Annotated in this window: 15 protein-coding genes; 9 read left to right on the top strand and 6 right to left on the bottom strand. The window is 69.0% G+C overall.

Going from position 1 to position 18,613, the window contains the following annotated elements:
• Positions 1–41 precede the first annotated feature (41 nt).
• The gene (dtd, locus tag H7I57_RS11240; protein WP_264023565.1) at positions 42–473 is read left to right on the top strand and encodes a D-aminoacyl-tRNA deacylase; all 432 of its coding nucleotides are present in this window, start codon (positions 42–44) and stop codon (positions 471–473) included.
• A gap of 1 nt (position 474) precedes the next feature.
• Here the strand turns inward: dtd and H7I57_RS11235 are convergent, their stop codons facing one another.
• Positions 475–1,380: an AIM24 family protein gene (locus tag H7I57_RS11235; protein ID WP_264023564.1), complete on the bottom strand. Its 906-nt coding sequence runs from the start codon at positions 1,378–1,380 to the stop codon at positions 475–477.
• Positions 1,381–1,453: 73 nt separating this feature from the next.
• Here H7I57_RS11235 and H7I57_RS11230 point away from each other — a divergent pair, with 73 nt between their 5' ends.
• Positions 1,454–1,657, top strand: a complete 204-nt coding sequence (locus H7I57_RS11230) for a hypothetical protein (protein ID WP_264023563.1) — start codon at positions 1,454–1,456, stop codon at positions 1,655–1,657.
• A 75-nt stretch (positions 1,658–1,732) separates the two neighbouring features.
• Positions 1,733–2,308: an ATP-binding transcription factor AbmR gene (gene abmR / locus H7I57_RS11225; RefSeq protein WP_264023562.1), complete on the top strand. Its 576-nt coding sequence runs from the start codon at positions 1,733–1,735 to the stop codon at positions 2,306–2,308.
• A gap of 7 nt (positions 2,309–2,315) precedes the next feature.
• On the opposite strand, the gene H7I57_RS11220 is transcribed toward abmR, so the two are convergent.
• The 3 genes from H7I57_RS11220 to H7I57_RS11210 form a co-directional block, all read right to left on the bottom strand.
• Positions 2,316–4,508: a molybdopterin-containing oxidoreductase family protein gene (locus tag H7I57_RS11220; RefSeq protein WP_264023561.1), complete on the bottom strand. Its 2,193-nt coding sequence runs from the start codon at positions 4,506–4,508 to the stop codon at positions 2,316–2,318.
• A gap of 87 nt (positions 4,509–4,595) precedes the next feature.
• Positions 4,596–6,470, bottom strand: a complete 1,875-nt coding sequence (locus H7I57_RS11215) for an ABC transporter ATP-binding protein (RefSeq protein WP_275081150.1) — start codon at positions 6,468–6,470, stop codon at positions 4,596–4,598.
• 26 nt (positions 6,471–6,496) lie between these two features.
• Positions 6,497–8,239 carry an ABC transporter ATP-binding protein gene (locus tag H7I57_RS11210; protein WP_264023558.1) on the bottom strand — a complete coding sequence of 581 codons (1,743 nt, stop codon included), beginning with the start codon at positions 8,237–8,239 and terminating at the stop codon, positions 6,497–6,499.
• Between the two features lie 118 nt (positions 8,240–8,357).
• Between H7I57_RS11210 and H7I57_RS11205 the strand changes: the two genes are divergently transcribed.
• The gene (locus H7I57_RS11205; RefSeq protein ID WP_372510187.1) at positions 8,358–8,945 is read left to right on the top strand and encodes a DUF3558 domain-containing protein; all 588 of its coding nucleotides are present in this window, start codon (positions 8,358–8,360) and stop codon (positions 8,943–8,945) included.
• A complete protein-coding gene (locus H7I57_RS11200; protein ID WP_264023556.1) occupies positions 8,942–9,490 on the top strand; it encodes a DUF3558 domain-containing protein in 549 nt (182 codons plus the stop codon). The genes H7I57_RS11205 and H7I57_RS11200 overlap by 4 nt, the downstream gene beginning before the upstream one ends.
• Positions 9,491–9,553: 63 nt before the next feature.
• Here the strand turns inward: H7I57_RS11200 and H7I57_RS11195 are convergent, their stop codons facing one another.
• Positions 9,554–10,108 carry a SixA phosphatase family protein gene (locus tag H7I57_RS11195; RefSeq protein WP_264023555.1) on the bottom strand — a complete coding sequence of 185 codons (555 nt, stop codon included), beginning with the start codon at positions 10,106–10,108 and terminating at the stop codon, positions 9,554–9,556.
• Between the two features lie 103 nt (positions 10,109–10,211).
• Between H7I57_RS11195 and H7I57_RS11190 the strand changes: the two genes are divergently transcribed.
• Genes H7I57_RS11190 through H7I57_RS11175 form a run of 4 tightly spaced genes read left to right on the top strand, consistent with a single transcriptional unit; the run spans position 10,212 to position 16,919 of the window.
• Positions 10,212–11,378: a metallophosphoesterase family protein gene (locus H7I57_RS11190; RefSeq protein WP_264023554.1), complete on the top strand. Its 1,167-nt coding sequence runs from the start codon at positions 10,212–10,214 to the stop codon at positions 11,376–11,378.
• Positions 11,375–14,029, top strand: coding sequence for an AAA family ATPase (locus H7I57_RS11185; RefSeq protein WP_264023553.1), 2,655 nt, complete (start codon positions 11,375–11,377; stop codon positions 14,027–14,029). The genes H7I57_RS11190 and H7I57_RS11185 overlap by 4 nt, the downstream gene beginning before the upstream one ends.
• Before the next feature lie 44 nt (positions 14,030–14,073).
• Positions 14,074–15,612: a GMC family oxidoreductase gene (locus tag H7I57_RS11180; RefSeq protein WP_264023552.1), complete on the top strand. Its 1,539-nt coding sequence runs from the start codon at positions 14,074–14,076 to the stop codon at positions 15,610–15,612.
• A 29-nt stretch (positions 15,613–15,641) separates the two neighbouring features.
• Positions 15,642–16,919, top strand: coding sequence for an alpha/beta fold hydrolase (locus H7I57_RS11175; protein ID WP_264023551.1), 1,278 nt, complete (start codon positions 15,642–15,644; stop codon positions 16,917–16,919).
• Here H7I57_RS11175 and H7I57_RS11170 read toward each other — a convergent pair.
• Entirely contained in the window at positions 16,883–18,607 is a 1,725-nt protein-coding gene (locus H7I57_RS11170; RefSeq protein ID WP_275081149.1) for an oligopeptide ABC transporter substrate-binding protein OppA, read from the bottom strand. The genes H7I57_RS11175 and H7I57_RS11170 overlap by 37 nt on opposite strands.
• Positions 18,608–18,613: the final 6 nt, after the last annotated feature.

Here is an 18,613-nt window from a genome sequence, read left to right as displayed (position 1 = left end):
ACGATCCGGTGACGCCCGCCGACGTGGCAGCATCCGCGGCCATGCGTGTTCTGGTGCAGCGAGTCACGTCGGCCTCCGTAGTGGTCGGCGGTCAGGTGGTCGGCGCTATCCGGCCCGAAGGTCAGGGGCTGCTTGCACTGGTCGGCGTCACCCACACCGACGACGTCGCCACAGCGCAGCGGCTGGCCGAGAAGCTCTGGCAGCTAAGGATTCTCGACGACGAGAAATCCGCAAGCGATGTCGGTGCGCCGATCCTGGTGGTGAGTCAGTTCACGCTGTACGGGAACACGACCAAGGGGCGACGCCCGACGTGGAACGCCGCGGCGCCGGGTGCGGTCGCCGAGCCGTTGGTCGACGCGTTCGCCGCAGCCCTGTCCGCCCTCGGCGCCGAGGTGCAGACCGGGGTCTTCGGTGCGGACATGGCCGTCGAACTCGTCAACGACGGACCGGTGACGGTCCTGCTCGAGCTGTGACCTACTGCGCCGCCGTGAACTGCACGCCCTCGGACGGCTGCACGATGACGAACCCGTTGCCGTAGAACGACACCTGCACGGCCTCGCCGGAACCGCGCCCGATCAAAGCGCCTGCCTTGAAGCTCGTCTTCAGCTGCGTCTGCAGGTTCGCCGACCACGCCACCACCGCATTGGTGTCGGCGAACGTCGGCGCCTCTGCCGCGTTGAGCACCACCGGGGGGCCGTCGGTCGTCAGGGCGACCCAGCCGGTGCCGCGCAGCGTGGTGTTGAACAGGCCGCCGGCGACCATGCTGCCGCCCTTGACCCGCTCGATGTTCCAGTCCAGGTTCGACGAGAACGCCAGCACATTCTTGCCGCTGATCGACAGCCCGGAGTTGGTCAGGTTGAGCAGGTGCACGTGATAGGACCGCTCGGCGAGGAAGACGTCCCCCTGGCCGGAGCAGCGCATCAGCGGCAGGCCCTCGCCGGTGAGGGCCTTCTTGATGAACTTCGACGCCCCGCCGCCTTCGAAGGAGAACTCCACGTTGCCCTGATAGGCGACCATCGAGCCCTGCCGGGCCATGAACGGCTCGCCGAGACGCACCCGGAGCAACCTCGAGTTCTGATTCGCGATCGCCTTGGATTCTTTTTCGCTGAAACGACCGTCGACCAGGTCACCGCTGATGCCGGCGAATCCGTCACCCGCGCCGGAGGCGGGCTGCGCCTGACCGCCCTGGTACTGCCCCTGACCCTGTGCCGCGGCCTGACCCGGTGCCGCGGCCTGCGGCGGGGGAGCGCCTCCCAGGGGAGATCGGCTCACCTGTCCGTGCTGGGACACCTGATCGGTCCACTGCTGTCCGTCGAACCACCGGTATTCGTAGCGGCCCTCGGGATCGGGCTGCCAACTACCTTGTCCAGGTCCTGTCACCGCTGCCTCCTTGGCCTCGCGCCGGGTTCACACAGTATGCCGGGATCAGCACCCGGACTGGCATCCTTGGGAGATGGCAAAGGAAATCGACCGCCAGCGGGCGCAGGGCGCCCTCGCGGTCATCAAGCAGCATCCCGGCATGGTGCTGTTCGCGCTGTCGCCCGTCCTGCTGGCGTTCGGTGTCGTGTGGTGGTTGTTCGGTGCGGGCTGGGCGGCGGTGCTGCTGATCGCGGCGGTCGTCGGCGGCGGCGCGGCAGTGCTGATGAAGCGCGGCTGACGGGCGACGTCACGAATCGTTTCGCCGCTGGTGAACACGCGCCCAGCAGGCTTGCAACGGTGTAAGCATGTAATTATGCGACATCATCATCCCCACAGCCGACGGCCGGGCCGCTCCGGCGGCTGGCAGCAGGCCGACCAACCCGATGCGACAGACGCCCCCGACTGGTTCGCCGGCCGACTACCCGAAGATTGGTTCGACGGCGACCCCGAGGTCATCGTCGACCGCGAAGAGATCACCGTGATCGGCCGGCTGCCGGATTCCGACGGCGACGAGAGCGAGGCCCGGGCGTCGGGCCGGGCGGCGCGGTTCCGTGAGCAGACGCGCGCCGAACGGATGCGCATCGCCGACGAAGCCGAGGCACGCTACGGCCGCAAGGTCGCCTGGGGCGTGGAGATACCGGCGGTCGGTGAGGATCAGCCGGAGCGAATCCTGTTCACCCACCTCTCGGTGCCGGTGATGACCCGGCTGCGGCAGTCGGAGCGCCAGGTGCTCGACACCCTGGTGGACGCCGGCGTCGCCCGGTCCCGGTCCGACGCGCTCGCGTGGTCGGTCCGGCTGGTCGGCGAGCACGCCGACGAGTGGCTCGGCAAGCTGCGCGACGCCATGCGCAACGTCGACGACCTACGGGCGCAGGGTCCGCAGGTCTGATGGACCGTCATCCGGCCGGGGCGACCCGCTCGACGGCGACGTAGGACGAGTTCAGCGCCGAGGTCTGCGACAGCGGGTCCACAGGGCCTGCGTCGACGAGCAGGTTGCGGTTCGCGCCGAAAGACAGCGGCTCGGCGCCTCCGCGCGGGTCAAAGACCCTTGAGCCCCAACCATGGTCGATCACGACCACGCCACGACGGGGCCGTTCGCTCAACGTCACCGCCAACTCGATCGCGCCGACCGGCGAGAACACGCTGACCCGATCACCCTCGCCGACGCCGAGGACGGCCGCGTCGTCGGGGTGGATGAGGACCTCGTTGCGCTTGCCCGCCGGGTGGAGCCCGGGCAGCTCGTTGAGCCAGGAGTTCATCGAGTGCCGGTGGCGCCGGTTGGCCATCAGGAATGGATACCCTGCTGGCGCCTCGGGATGCGGCTCACCAAGGAGTTCTCTTGTGCGCGCGACGAATTCGTCCGGTGCCACCCGCACCAGTTTGCCGGGGGTGCGCAGCGCCTCCCTGAAGTGCCCGAACTCGCGCGGTCCCAGCACCCAGCCGTGCGGATGCGCGATGACGTCACGCCATCTGATCCTGCGGCCGTTGACCTTTCGCCCGGTGGCGACCACCAGCCGGTCGACCCAGTGCGGGGTGAACTCGAGACGGGGATTTCGCGTCAGCCCGGCGGCCCTGCGGGTGGCCTTGATGAATCCGTTGAGCCCTTTGGCGCGGAACAGCGGTTTGCGCATCGCGATGGCGAGGTCGACGAAGATCCGCCATTCCTGACGCACGCCGGGCGGCGGTTCGACGGCCTTGGCCCCGTACTGCAGGTACGGCTCGTCGTGCATGTTGCTGGTGAACGCCAGCAGGTCGTCGCGCTCCAGCCAGTGCACCGCGGGCAACAACCAGTGCGCATGGCGGTGGCTCTCCCGCTGCACGAAGTCGACGGCCACCAACAGGTCCAGTTGGGCCAGCGCCTCGTCGAGCCTGGCTCCGTCGGGTCCGGATACCACGGGGTTGCCGCAGTTGATGACCATCGCGCGGATCTGGCCGCGGCCCGGCGTGGTGATCTCCTCGGGCAGTTCGGACAGCGCGTGCGCTCCCGCCACCATCTCGCGACCCGACAGCCGGTTGCGGTGCGGGCTCGTCTTGACCATGCCGGACATCCGGATCGCGTCGACGTAACCCGGCTCGTACCGGCGGCCGCCGGGGCGGTCCATCCGTCCGGTGATCACGTTGAGCACGTGGCCGAGCCACTCCGCGACCGTGCCGGCCAGGTGCATCGAGACCCCGGTGCGCGTCACCACCATCGCGCGTTCTGCGGATGCGAACTCTCTTGCCACGGTGAGGATCTGAGCGCGGTCGAGGTCACACCGCCGTGCCAGGTCGTCGATGTCTGCCTCGGCGACCAAGGTGCGCAGGTCGTCCATGCCGGTGGCCAGTTCGGAGCAGTCCTGCTGGTGTTCGAGCCCCTCGTCGAGGATCACCTTGACCATCGCCAGCAGCAGCGCCCAGTCCTGGCCGGGGCGCACCGCCAGGTGGCGGTCGGCCTTCTCCGCAGACTCGGTGCGCAACGGATCCACGACGACGATCCGGGCGCCCCCGGCCTGGCGTTCCAGCGCGCGCCGCCATCCGCCCGGCACGGTCTCCAGCCAGTTCCAGGCGCTGACCGCGGGGTTGGTCCCGACGAGCAGGAAGTAGTCGCAGTCGTCGATGTCGGACACCGGCGCCATCAGGATCGACCCGTACATCGCTGCCGCCACGACATGCATCGCGTTCTGGTCGATCGAGCCGACGAAGTACCGGCTGCGGGTGCCGATCGCGTCCAGCCAGCCGTTCATGAAGATGATGTTCGACGACGAGAACCCCGCCGGATTGCCGTAGTACACCCCGACCGCGTCCGGACAGTCGGCGTCGATGACGGCGTTCATCCTGGCCGCGATGTCGGCGATGGCCTCCTCCCAGGTGGCCTCGACGTAGGAATCGCCGACTCGACGCATCGGGTTGAGGATTCGCCTGGAGTGCTCGACGAGCTGATTGGCGGTGCGGCCTTTGGCGCAGAAGTCGTGCCAGGTGTGCGGGTTCTTCTTGTCCGCGGAGATCTTCGTGACCCGGTTGCCCTCGACCGTCACCTCGATTCCGCACGAGGCCAGGCAGTACCTGCAGAACGTGTGAACGGTCCGTGATGTCGTGGCCGGAGAAGTCATCACGCTGAGCGTACGGTTTGTGACGAATCCACCGGCGGAATCCATCAGAAACCGTGCGCTCGCGGCCGCGGCGGTGGGCAGCGCAGCTTAGGCCTGCGTCATCGTCCAGTACTCGCCGCGGCGGGCCAGCAGCTCGGCGTGGCTGCCGCGCTCCACGATCCTGCCCGCCTCCATCACCAAAATCACGTCGGCGTCGCGGATCGTCGAAAGCCGGTGCGCGATGATGAAACTCGTGCGGTCGCGGCGCAGTTGCGCCATCGCGTGCTGGATGAGCACCTCGCTGCGCGTATCCACCGAACTGGTGGCTTCGTCGAGGATCAACAGCTGGGGCCGGGCCAGCACCGCGCGAGCGATCGTGATGAGCTGCTTCTCGCCGGCGCTGATGTTCGTCCCGCCGTCGTTGATGCGGGTGCCGTATCCGTCGGGCAACGTGTGCACGAAGCGATCGACGTACGCGGCCCTGGCCGCCTGCCGCACCTCTTCTTCGGTGGCCTCTGGGCGGCCGTAGGCGATGTTCTCGTGGACCGTCCCCGCGAACAGCCAGGTGTCCTGCAGCACCATGCCGATGCGCGACCGCAACGAACTGCGGCTCACCGACGAGATGTCCACCCCGTCGATCAGGATCCGCCCCGAGTCGACGTCGTAGAACCGCATCAGCAGGTTCACCAGCGTGGTCTTGCCTGCGCCGGTCGGACCCACGATCGCGACCGTCGTGCCGGGTTCGGCAACCAGCGACAGGTCCTCGATGACCGGGGTGCCGGGCTGGTAGCCGAACGAGACGTGGTCGAACTCGACGCGCCCGGAGCGCGACTCGTCTCCGGCGGGCAGCACCTCGGCGCGCTCCGGCGGTTCCTCGTCGGCGTCGAGCAGATCGAAGACCCTCTCGGCGCTCGCTATACCGGACTGCAGCGTGTTGTACATGCCCGCGATCTGGGTCAGCGGCTGGTTGAACTGGCGGACGTACTGGATGAACGCCTGGATACTGCCGAGGGTGATCTGGCCCGTCGCCACCTGCACACCGCCGAGGACCGCCACCGCCACGTAGCTCAGGTTGCCGACGAAGATCGTCGCCGGTGACACCAGTCCCGACAGGAACTGGGCGCCGAAGCTGGCCTGGTAGACGTCGTCGTTGAGCTCGCCGAACTGTTCCTCGGCGTGGGCCCGGTGCCCGAAGGTCTTGACGACGGTGAAACCGCTGTAGGTCTCCTCGATGTGGGCGTTGAGCCTGCCGGTGTTGCGCCACTGGGCGACGAACAGTTTCTGTGAGCGCCGCGCGATCGAGCGCGTGATCCACAGCGACAGCGGCACCGTCACCACGGTGAGCAGTGTCAGCAGCGGGGAGATCGTCAACATCATCACCAGCACCGCGAACACGGTCAGCACCGAGGTCAGCAGTTGGGTGATCGACATCTGCAGGGACGTCTGCACGTTGTCGACATCGTTGGTCAGCCGGCTGAGCACCTCGCCGCGCTGCCGCGAGTCGAAGTACCGCAGGGGCAGTCGGTGCACCTTGTCCTCGACATCGGACCGCAGGGACACCATGGTCCGCTGCACGGCGACGTTCAACAGCCGCGCCTGCACCCAGACCAGCAGGGCGGCAACCAGATACAGGGCAAGGGCCAGGGCGAGGGTGCGGCCGACGGCGCCGAAGTCGACGCCTTGACCGGGAACGACGTTCATGCCCGACAGCAGGTCGGCGAAGGTGCCGTCGCCGCGGGCCCTCGCGGCCGCGACGGCCTGCTCCTTGGTCAGGCCCGCAGGCAGTTGCCGCCCGATCACGCCGTTGAACAGCAGATCGGTGGCATGGCCGAGAATCCGGGGACCGACCACCCCGATCGCGATGCCGCCGACACCGAGCACCATCACCGCGACGGTCACGCCGCGCTGCGGGGTGAGACGTCTGAGCAGCCGGATCGCCGAGCCCTTGAAGTCCCGGGACCGAACCTCCGGCGGTTCGGACATGCGAATCCCTCGCGCCATCGGTCCGGTCACGGCCGGCCCGCGTTCACCGACTGGGAGTCCGCGAACTCCCGGTAGGGGTCACATCTCCGTAGCAGCTGTTCATGGGATCCGGCGCCCACCACGCGCCCGTCGTCGATGACGACGATGTGGTCGGCCTCGGCGACCGTCGAGATGCGTTGCGAGACGATCACCACCGTCGCCGCCGCCGAAACCTCCCGCAGGGCGGTGCGCACGCGCGCATCGGTGTGCACGTCGAGCGCCGAGAACGCATCGTCGAACAGGTAGATCGAGGGCCGGCGGATGACGGCCCGGGCGATCGCCAGCCGCTGGCGCTGCCCCCCGGAGAAGTTCATGCCTCCCTGAGCCACCCGCATGTCGAGGCCGTCGGGGTGCGCGCCGACGAAATCATCGGCGGCGGCCACTCGAAGCGCCTCCCACATCTCCTTCTCGGTGGCCACATGACCGGGGGCCGCGCCCAGCTGCAGGTTGTCGGCGACCGTGCCCGAGAACAGGTAGCCGCGCTGCGGGACCAGCCCGATGGCCGACCAGAGCGCCTCGATGTCGAAGTCGCGCACGTCGATCCCGTCCACGCTCACCGAGCCGCCGGTCACGTCGTACATCCGGCAGACCAACGACAGCAGCGTGGACTTGCCCGACCCCGTCGACCCGACGATCGCCGTCGTCGTCCCGGGCTGTGCCGTCAGCGAAACATCCTGGAGCACCGGGCGTTCGGCGCCACGGTAGCTGAATGTCGCTGATTGGAAGCGGATCTCGCCCCTGATGCCCGGCGGCGACAGCGCCTCCGGGCTGCTGGTGATCGCCGGCTGGGTGGAGAGCACCTCGGTGATGCGCTCCGCGCACACCGACGCGCGCGGGATGACCACCAGGATGAACGTCGCCATCAGCACCGCCATCAGGATCTGCATGAAGTACGACAGGAACGCGATCAACGAGCCGATCTGCATCTGACCCGCGTCGATGCGCTGGCCGCCGAACCAGATCAGCGCCACGCTGGACACGTTGATCACCAGCGTCGTCACGGGCAGCATCAGCGCCTGCCACCGGCCCGCCTCCAGCGCCGTACCGGACAGCGCGTTGTTGGTCTCTGCGAAACGGTTGCGCTCGAACGGCTCCCGCGCGAAGGCCCGCACCACCCGAAGGCCGGTGAGCTGCTCGCGCATCACGCGGTTGATCGCGTCGATCTGGCGTTGCAGCCGCCGGAAGATCGGCAGCAGATGCGACACGATCCAGTAGTTGGCGAGCGCGAGCACCGGCACGCTGACCACCAGCAGCCACGACAGACCCGCGTCCTGGTGGATCGCCATGAAGATGCCCCCGACCGACATGATCGGGGCGGTGATCAGCATCGTGGCTGTGAGTTGCACCAGCAACTGGATCTGCTGGACGTCGTTGGTGGTCCGCGTCAGCAGCGACGGGGCGCCGAACCGTGCGGTCTCCTCGGCCGAGAAGCCGGTCACATGATGGAACATCACCGAGCGCAGGTCCCGGCCGACGCCCATGCTGGCCCGCGACCCGAAGTAGACCGCCCCCACGGCGCACAGCACCTGAAGTGCGGTCACGGCGAGCATCACCGCCCCGAGCTCGACGATGCGAGCCAGGTCGCCCTGAGCGACGCCTTCGTCGATGATCGCGGCGTTGACGGTCGGCAGGTACAGCGTCGCCAGAGTGCTGATGACCTGGAGCGCTGCCACCACCGCGAGCAGCGACCGGTACGGCCGCACGTGCTGTCGGAGCAGCCTCCAGAGCATCCCGCTACTGTCGCATACCCTGGCCGCGGGACGCGTGTTCGGCTGCCCCGCCTGAGAATTCCCTAAATAACCAGGTCAGTCGGCATGTCGGTGGTCCGCCCGGTGGGCTGCCGCTACAGTGCATGGCGTGACACCCAGCAAGTCGGCGCAGGCTACATCTGCTCCTCGCGTGCGCAGGGCGCTGGCCGTCGTGGCCGCGGCCATGCTCCCGGTTCTTGCCGCGTGCTCCGAACCGGAGCCCGCGTCCCCTGAAGTGCCGTCAACCGAGGAGCCGCAGCAGGCGGTCTCGCACGGACCCTTCTTTCCTCAGTGCGGAGGAGTCAGTGACGAGGAGGTCATCAAGCAGACGCGGGTGCCCGGGCTGGTCAACACCGCCAAGACATCGGTGGGGTGTCAGTGGCTGGCCGGCGGCAGCATCCTCGGCCCGCACTTCTCGTTCACCTGGTTCCGCGGCAGTCCCATCGGCCGGGAACGCAAGACCATGGAACTGTCCCGCACCAGCGTCGAGGACATCAGCATCGAGGGCCACGACGGCTTCATAGGGATCAACGAGGACCCGACGGTCGGCGTGAACCTCTGCGAGATCGGCGTCCAGTTCGGAGACGACTTCATCGAGTGGTCGATCAGCTACGCGGATGAGCCCTTTCCCGACGCGTGCGACGTCGCCAAAGAACTGACCCGCCAGTCGATTGTGAACTCCAAGTGAGCGCCCGCCGCGCACTGGCAGGTGCGGCCGCGGCTCTGGCCGGTCTGGTCGTGCTGACCGGGTGCACGCAGACGGTCGAGGGCACCGCGGCGAAGTCGGGCACGGGAAGCGTGCCCCGCAACGACGACTCGCAGCGCCAGTACCCGAACCTGTTGAAGGAATGCGAGGTGCTGACCGAGGACATCCTCGCCGAGACCGTCGGCGCCGACCCGCTGGACATCCAGAGCACCTTCGTCGGCGCGGTCTGCCGGTGGCAGGCGGCCAATCCCGCGGGCCTTGTCGACATCACCCGCTTCTGGTTCGAGCAGGGCAGCCTCGACAACGAACGCACGGTCGCCGAGCAGTTGGAGTACCAGATCGAGAGTCGGTCGATCGCCGGCATCCAATCGATCGTGATGCGCCCGAGCGATCCGAATGGCGCCTGCGGTGTCGCCAGCGACGCCGCCGGGGTGGTGGGCTGGTGGGTCAATCCTCAGACGCCCGGCATCGACGCCTGCGGGATGGCGATCAAGCTGATGGAACTGACGCTGGCCACCCGCGCGTAGCTTGCGCGCTCAGCGCGCCCACGCTGGATTGCGCGCTCAGCGCGCCCACGCTGGATTGCGCGCTCAGCGCGCGATGTGAAACGCGACGAGTTCGGCGCTGCCCAGCGCCAGCTGATCCCACGGCTCGGTGGTGCGCAGCACCGCGATCGCCGAGGTGGGGAACTTCGCCGAGATCTCCTGGGCGACAGCGCCGTTGCTGGTCTCGTCGTTCGCCAGGTTCAGCGCCAGCGACGACATCACCGGTTCGTGGCCGACCACCATCAGGATCGCGAGTTCGCCGTGCCCGCCGATATCGCCTGCGAACCGTGATCGCACTTCGTTGATCTCGTCGATGACGATGCCGGGCGACGACTCGTAGATGCGATCCACGTAGTGCACCGGCGCGCGGACCCCGGTGCGCTCCAGCGTCTGGCGGGTGCGCATGGCCGTCGAACACAGCACCGCGTCGACGTCGCCGACGTTCGCCCTGATCCAGTCACCGGCCAGCGCGGCCTCCCGGACGCCCCGGGGCGCCAGGGGCCGGTCGTGGTCGGCTATACCGGACGGATAGTCCGACTTGGCGTGGCGAAGCAGCAACAGCGTGCGGTACCTGTCGCTCGGGTCAGTGGTGGGGCTCATCCGAATAACGGTAGGCCATGCCGGTGCGCGTCCCTGGAGTTGTCGGCGGCCCGCCCTACACTCGCGTTGCCTGGATGACCACCGACGGAGAGGACGGGTTGAGATGCGGTTTCTGCACACTGCCGACTGGCAACTCGGCATGACCCGTCATTTCCTCAACGGCGAAGCGCAGCCGCGGTATTCGGCAGCCCGCCGGGCCGCCGTCGCCGCGCTCGGTCCGCTCGCCGACGAGGTCGGCGCCGATTTCGTCGTGGTCGCCGGCGACGTGTTCGAGCACAACCAGCTCGCGCCCCGTGACGTCAGCCAATCGCTGGAGGCGATGCGAGGCATCGGTGTGCCCGTCTACCTGCTGCCCGGCAACCACGACCCGCTCGACGCGTCGTCGGTGTACACGAGCGCGCTGTTCACCGCCGAACGACCCGACAACGTCATCGTCCTGGACCGGCCGGGCGTCCACGACGTGCGGCCGGGCCTGCAGCTCGTCGCGGCGCCGTGGTACTCCAAGGCGCCCACCACCGATCTCGTCGGCGACGCCGTCGGTGCCCTCGAGTCCCTCGGTGACCTCCCCGCCGACGGCGTCACCCGCGTCGTCGTCGGCCACGGTGCGGTCGACATCCTCGTCCCCGACAAGGAAAGGGCGTCGCTGATCCGGCTCGCGGCGCTGGAGGCCGCCATCGCCCGCGGCGCCGTCCACTACGTCGCGTTGGGGGACAAGCACTCCCGGATGAGCGTCGGCGCCACCGGCCGCATCTGGTATTCGGGCTCGCCCGAGGTGACGAATTACGACGACATCGAGCCGGACCCCGGGCAGGTGCTCGTCGTCGACATCGACGAAACCGATCCGCTGCGGCCAGTGCGGGTCGACGCCCGCCGCATCGGTGACTGGCGATTCGTCTCACTGCGCCGCCCGGTGGACAACGGCAGGGACATCGCCGACCTCGACATCAATCTCGACCTGATGCCCGACAAGGAGCGCACGGTGATCCGACTGGGTCTCACCGGCTCGCTGACGGTCACCGACCGGGCCGCCCTGGACGCCTGCCTGGACCGCTACGCGCGGCTGTTCGCCGCGTTGGTTCCGTGGGACAGGCAGACCGACATCGCCGTGATGCCCGCCGACGGAGAGTTCGACGACCTCGGCATCGGTGGGTTCGCGGCCGCCGCGGTCGACGAACTGGTCGCCACCGCGCGCGCCACGGGTGAGGACGCCGAGGACGCGCGGGCGGCGCTGGCCCTGCTGCTGCGCCTGCACGAGGGTGGTGCGGCATGAAGTTGCACCGGCTCACCCTGACGAACTATCGCGGCGTCACCCACCGCGACATCGACTTCCCCGATCACGGGGTCGTCATCGTCAGCGGCCCCAACGAGGCAGGCAAGACCTCGATGCTGGAGGCGCTCGATCTGCTACTGGAGGCCAAGGACCGCTCCACCAAGAAGGAGGTCAAGCAGGTCAAGCCGACCCACGCCGATGTGGGTGCCGAGGTGACAGCCGAGATCTCCACCGGCCCTTACCGATTCGTGTACCGCAAACGGTTTCACAAGCGTGCCGAGACGGAGTTGACGATGCTCGCGCCGCGGCGCGAGCAGCTCACCGGGGATGAGGCGCACGACAGGGTTCGGGCGATGCTCGCCGAGACCGTCGACCTGGACCTGTGGCGGGCACAGCGGGTGCTGCAGTCGGCGTCGACGGCGGCCGCCGAGCTGTCGGGCTGCAACGCCCTGTCCCGGGCGCTCGACGTGGCGGCCGGTGAGGTCGAGAATGCACCGGCCGGCGCAGCCGGAAGCGTGGATGCGCTGCTGATCGACCGGATCGACGAGGAGTACCGGCGCTACTTCACCTCGACGGGACGGCCCACCGGCGAATGGGCCGCGGCCACCACGAGGCTGCGCACCGCGGATGAGGAGGTGGCCAGGTGCGCGGCGGCGATCGCCGAGGTCGACGAGGCAGTGCGCAGCCACGCCACCCTGACCGCCGAGCTGGCGGCGCTCCGTGTCGAGAACGCCGCCGCCGCCGAGCGACTCGGGTCCGCCCGCACCGCGGCCCAGACGGTCGCGACGCTGCGCGGTGAACTGGACCGGGCCACCGTCGTCGCCGACGCCGCCAAGTCGACGCACGCGGCGACGCTGGCCGCCCTCACCGAGCGGCGGCGTGCCCGCGCGGACATCGACGAGAGGACCGCGTCGATCGCCGTGCTGCGAACCGCGTCCGACGACGCAGCCCAGGAATTGGTCACAGCCGGTGAGGTGCAGGTCGCAGCCGAGGAGGCCGCGGTGCAGGCGCGGTCGGCAGTGGAGGCCGGCCAGGCCCGTGTCGACGCCGCGCGCAGGGCCGTGCAATTGCTGGCCGACCGCGACCAGGTCGACAGGCTCGTCAGTCGGATCGGCGCGATCGAGTCCCATCAACGCGAACTCGACTCCGTGCAGCGTGACCTCGCGGAGATCACGCTCACCGATCAGCTGATGAAGTCGATCGACGACGCTGCGAGCACCGTCGACCGTGCCGCGGCCGCCGCCGAGAAGGCCTCCGCGCACATCGAACTGCTGGCCGCGGCGGACCTCGACGTGCGGATCGGCGGTGAACCGGTCACCCTGCTTGCCGGGGATACCTGGTCGGCGGCGCTCACCGGCCCGACCGGGCTCGACGTTCCCGGCGTGCTCTCGGTGCAGGTCACCCCCGGTGCCCCCGCGACCACCACCCAGGCCGCGCTCGACACCGCCGAGGCGGCGCTGAAGGCCGCGCTGGCACGGGCCGGTGTCGCCGACGTCGTCGCCGCGCGCGCCCTCGACGAGCGGCGCCGTGCCCTGCTCAACGCGGGAGAACGGCTGCGAGGCATCCTCGATGCGCTGACCGCCGACGACGGTGTCGAGGACCTGAGGTCACGGCTGTCCGCGCTGCAGGCCGGGATGCCCGCCGAGGACGGACTGTGGGATTCCGCGGCGGGTGGGCCGCAGGATCCTGCGGCGCTGCGCGCCGAACTCGAGGCCGCCACGGCGGCACATCAGCAGGCCGTCCGCGACTGCGAGACGCACCGAAAGGTCGCCGAGGAGGCGGCCAAGCGGCTCGCCGAGCGAGGCATGCGCGCGGCCCGCGCCAAGGAGAAGCTCCAGGCCGCGCAGACGGAGCTGGCGGCCACGGGACAGCGTCTGGCCGAGCAGCGCGCCGCCGTCGGCGACGAGCAGCTCGCCGTCAAGGCGGAGGCCGACGCCGAGGTCGCCACCAGGGCTCAGACGCTGGTGGCCGGCATCGGCGAGGAACTGGCCGGCCATCAGCCGGAGGTGGTCGCGGCCGAGCTGGAGGACGCCGAGCGTGCCGCCGTCGGTGTCCAGGCGCGTCTCGACGAGGCCTCCGAGGCACTGCGCGAGGTCGCCACGCAGTTGAAGGTGTACGGCACGGAGGGCCGCAAGGGCCGGCTGGACGCCGCCGAGACCGAGCGTGAGCGCGCCGAGGGCGAGTTCCGGCGCGTGCAGCGCCGGGCGCGGGCGGCCGACCTGCTCAGGACGGTCATGGGGCGGCACCGTGACGCCATGCGGCTGCGCTACGTCGACCCGTTCCGTGGCGAGGTGGAACGGTTGGGGCGCATCGTGTTCGGCGAGAGCTTCGAGGTGGACGTCGACAGCGAGTTGCGGATCGGTCACCGCACGCTGTCGGGGCGCACGGTGCCGTACGAGTCGCTGTCCGGCGGAGCCAAGGAGCAGCTGGGCATCGTGGCCCGGCTGGCGGGCGCCGCGCTGGTCGCCAAGGAGGACAGCGTGCCGGTCGTGATCGACGACGCGCTCGGCTTCACCGACGCCGAACGGCTCACCAAGATGGCCGAGGTGTTCGACGCGGCCGCCGGCGACGGTCAGGTGATCGTCCTGACGTGCAGCCCGCAGCGTTATGCAGGCATCAGCTGTGCCCAGCACATCGAGGTGAGTGCGTAGTCCCGCTGAACGCTGAGCGGTCGCCCCGTGTCTACACTCCGCTGGTGGACGCCGATTACGTCATCGTGGGGACAGGCTCGGCCGGGGCGGTCGTGGCCAACCGGCTCAGCGCCGATCCCTCGGTGCGGGTCGTCGTGCTCGAGGCTGGCCCGCGCGACAAGGACAAGTTCGTCCGCATTCCCGCCGGCTTCTCCAAGTTGATGCGCGGCCCGCTGGACTGGGATTACCGGACCGAGCCGCAGCAGGGACTCGGCGGTCGGCGCATCTACTGGCCGAGGGGCAAGATGCTCGGCGGTTCGTCCTCGATGAACGCGATGATGTGGGTGCGCGGGTTCGCCGCCGACTACGACGAGTGGGGCGAGCACGCCGGTGAGGACTGGAACCACGCCCGTCTCGAGCCCTACCTACGGGCCATCGAATCGGGACCCCTGGTGATCTCGCGCCAGCGCAGTCCGCGCGAGTCGACCGCGGCGTGGCTGACCGCGGTCCAGCAATGCGGCCAGCGCGTCGAGGAGCCGAACAGCGCTGAGCCGCAAGGGTTCTGCGAGACACGTGTCACGCAGCGGCGTGGCTCCCGCTGGAGTAGCGCCGACGCCTATCTCAAGCCGGTCCGCAAGCGCAAGAACTTGACCGTGCTCACCGAGGCGACCGCGACCAAGGTGGTGTTCGCCGGCGACCGCGCCGTCGGCGTCGAGTACGACGGCAAGGACGGTCGAACGGTGGTGTCCGCCCGCCGCGAGGTGGTGCTGTGCGCGGGGGCGATCAACACCCCGCAACTGCTGATGCTGTCCGGGATCGGTGACAGCGACCAGCTCACCCGGCACGGCATCGTCGGGGTCGCCCACTCGCCGGAGGTGGGCGCCAATCTGCTCGACCATCTCGTCGTACCACTCGGTTTCGAGGTCCCGTACGACTCCCTGTCGGCCGCCGAGAAGCCACTGGAACTGATCAACTACTTCCTCCGGCGTCGCGGAATGCTGACGTCGAACATCGGTGAGGCCTACGGCTTCGTCAAGAGCCGTCCGGACCTGGCATTGCCGGATCTGGAGCTGATCTTCGCTCCCGCACCGTATTTCGACGAGGGCATCGGTGACCCCTACATCGGCCATGCCGTCGTGATGGGCCCGATCCTGCTCAAGCCGCGCAGCCGGGGCACGATCACGCTGCGGACCGCCGATCCCCACGACAAACCGCTGATCGATCCCCGGTATCTGACCGACGCCGACGGAGCGGACCGCGAGGCGCTGATGGCGGGACTGCGCATGTGCGCCGACATCGCCAGGGCCCCTGCGCTGCAGGGCACCATCGGCCGGATCGCCCGGCCATTGCACGCCAACAAGCTCGACGACGAAACCCTCACCAGGGCAATCGAATCCGTGTCTCACACCCTCTACCACCCGGTCGGCACCTGCCGCATGGGCGGCGACGACGCCAGCGTAGTCGACCCGCAGTTGCGGGTCCGCGGCGTGCGGTCGCTGCGGGTGGCCGACGCGTCGGTGATGCCGACGATCATCCGCGGCCACACCCACGCGCCGAGTGTGCTGATCGGGGAGAAGGCCGCCGACCTCATCCGCCGCGCCTGACACCCGGCCCGCGGGGCACAATGAACGTGATGACGATGACCGCCTCACGTCGCCGGGCGCATGACAAGCTCGCCGCGCTGGCCGGGGTGCGGCCGCTCCGGAGGCCGGTGCTCCGCGACGGCGCCGAACAGTTCGACCTGTATTACGTGCGCACCGGTCGCAAGTCCGCACATCCGCTGGTCATCATCCCGGGCGGCCCGGGTGCGGCATCGATCGCGCTCTACCGGGCGTTTCGCCGGCACGCCGCGATCGCCGGCCTCGACGTCATCATGGTCGAGCACCGCGGCGTGGGCCTGTCCCGCCACGACGATGCCGGCCGTGACCTGCCACCGGAGGCGCTGAGCGTCGAGGCGGTCGTCGACGACATCGCCGCCGTGCTCGACGACGCGCAGGTGGACCGGGCCATCATCTACGGCACGTCGTACGGCACCTACCTGGCCGCAGGCGTGGGGGTGCGCCACCCGGCGCGGGTCCACGCGATGGTGCTGGACTCACCCCTGCTGTCGGCCGACGCCGACATCAGCGAGGTCCGGGCGCAGATTCGCCGGGTGCTGTGGGACGGCACCGACGGCGACGGCGCCGAACTCGCGGCAAAGGTGCGCCGCCTGGTCGCCGAGGGGCTCTTCGACCCGCCTGCCGTGTTGCGGGCCGCCGGAATCTACGGCATCGCGGGCCCACAGGTGCTGCGGCGCCAGCTGGATCTGCTCCTGGCCGGCCACGACTGGCTCTGGGCCGCAGTGGGTCTGGGAACCCGGCTCCTGCTGGAACGCGAGACCCCGTACCACCACGAACCCGATCTCGTCGAACGCATCGCCTACCGGGAGCTGAACTACGGTGCCGAGCCGGACGGTGGGCCGATCGACCCGGCCCTCGCGTTGCGTGAGATCGCCATCGGAGATGTCGACTTCGCCGCCGAGCCCTACGACCTGATCTCGGCCATGCCGGGTTTCACCTGGCACACCGCGGTGATCTCGGGGGGTCGCGATCTGACGACGCCGCCCGCGGTGGCGCGGCGGATCGCCGACCTGATACCCAACTCGGCGCTCGTCGAGCTCCCGACCGCCGGGCACAGCATCCTCGACACCCGCGAACAGGCTGCCCTGCAGATCTGCAGGGCGGTGAGCACCGGCGCGGCCGGTCAATTGTCTTCCCGCTCAGCCGAGTTGGATGCGTTGCCCGCGAACCTGACGATGCGGCTCCTGGTCCGGGGAATCGCGATCGCGGCGAGGGCAGAGGCCGTGGTGCCCGACGCGGTGCCGCGCGTGGTACGTCAGGCCACTTCCTTCATGAAGCCGATCGCGGTGTAGTTCAGGTCCCCGATCCCGGCGGGCCCGTAGTTGGCCAGGTTGCTGCGCACCGCGACGTTGCCGGGCGACTGGAACAGCGGCAGGCTGAAGCCGACATCCCAGATCATCGTGTCGAGTTCGTTGGCCAGGGTGCGCGATGTGGCCGGATCCAGCTCCGAGAGCGTCTCCTCGATCTTGGCGTCGATCTCGGGGCTACCGATCTTGCCGTAGTTGCTCTCGCCGTTGGACGCGTAGATCTGGGTCAGTCCGCCCAACGGGAAGGCGTCACCGCCCCAGGCGAACTGGGCGATGTCGAAGTTGCCCGGCGTGATGTAGTCGCTGAACAGCGTGCCGCCGGCAACGGGCAGCAGTTCGAGGTTGACGCCGATCTGGGCCAGGTTGTTCTGGGCGACCTGGGCGATCTGCCGAGTGCTCGAGGCGTCGTAGAACACATCACGGATGGTCAGCCTGCGGCCGTCCTTCTCGCGGAATTGGCCGTTCAGGCGCCAGCCCAGCGCATCGAGGTCGCGCTTGGCCGCCTCGGGGTCGAAGCCGATCCCGTTGTCCTGGTAGCCCTCCTGGCCGGCGAGGAAGATGTGGTTGTTCAGCGGCACCGGGTTGTCGACCAGGCCGCGTTGCGTGATCGCGGCGATGCCCTGCCGGTCGATGCCCTTGGTGATCGCGGTACGCAGGGCCGGGTCGGCGAGGATCGACCCTTGCGCGCCGTTGAACGTGAAGTGATACCAACTCGCCGCCGGCGCCCGCCGGATCGAGATGCCATTCGTCCGTCGGGCGATCTCCAGGTCGTCCAGCGACGCCAATCCGACCGCGTCGAGCGCGTTGTTCTGCAGCGCGGGAATCTTGGCCGCGTCGTCGAGCACGGTGTAGGTGATCGTGTCCAGAAGCGGTGGGGCGCCCCACCACTTCGGGTTGCGGCCCAACACGATCCGCTGCGCGGCACGGTCGATGGTGGTGACGATGAACGGTCCCGCCGACGGTCCCGGACCGTTGAGGAAGCCCTTGTTGAACGCCTCGGGATCCTGGGTGATCTCCTTGGGGTAGAGCATCCCGTTGCCGGCGAACATCCCGCGCCAGTCGGCGTAGTGCTTCGCGAAGGTGATGACGGCCTGCCGGTCGTCGACGCCCTTGGTCACCGACGCCACGCGTTCGCTGCCGTTGGGGGCGGCGAACAGGAACCTGTCGTCCTTTCCGCTGAGAGCGTTGATCTGGGCCGCGAAGTCCTCCCACGTGATCGGCCTGTCGTTGGTCCAGACCGCTTCCGGGTTGATCGTGTAGGTGACGACCTGCGGGTCGGTGCCGGTCAGTTCGACGCTGGTGAAGTAGTCGCTGTTGACCGTCATCTCCCCGTCGGGCTTGATGACGAACGCCCGCGGCAACGTCGGCTTGTACATGGCGCCGATCTCGCCGAGGTTGCCGTCGATGTGCAGGTTGTTGAAGTTCGGGGGGAACCCCGACAGCGCCAGCCGAAGGTTGCCGCCCTCACGCAGCGTGGCCGGGTCCTGCGGGTTGATGTCGGCGGTCGCGCCGATCTCGGCGTTGCCGCCTGCCGACGGAACCTCGGTGTCGCTGCTGGAGCACCCGGTCACGACCAGGCAGGTAACCAGTCCTATGCCGAGCAGACGCGAAATCGCACGCGACGGCGTCCATGCATGCGACTTCGTGACTGCTCGCGGTGTCAGGTGGGTCATGCGGAC

It is taken from the genome of Mycolicibacterium pyrenivorans (genome assembly GCF_025821625.1).
In the GTDB taxonomy this organism is placed as follows: Bacteria; Actinomycetota; Actinomycetes; order Mycobacteriales; family Mycobacteriaceae; genus Mycobacterium; species Mycobacterium pyrenivorans.
Note: the sequence above shows the minus strand (reverse complement) of the source record. Positions and strands in the feature narration are given on the sequence as shown.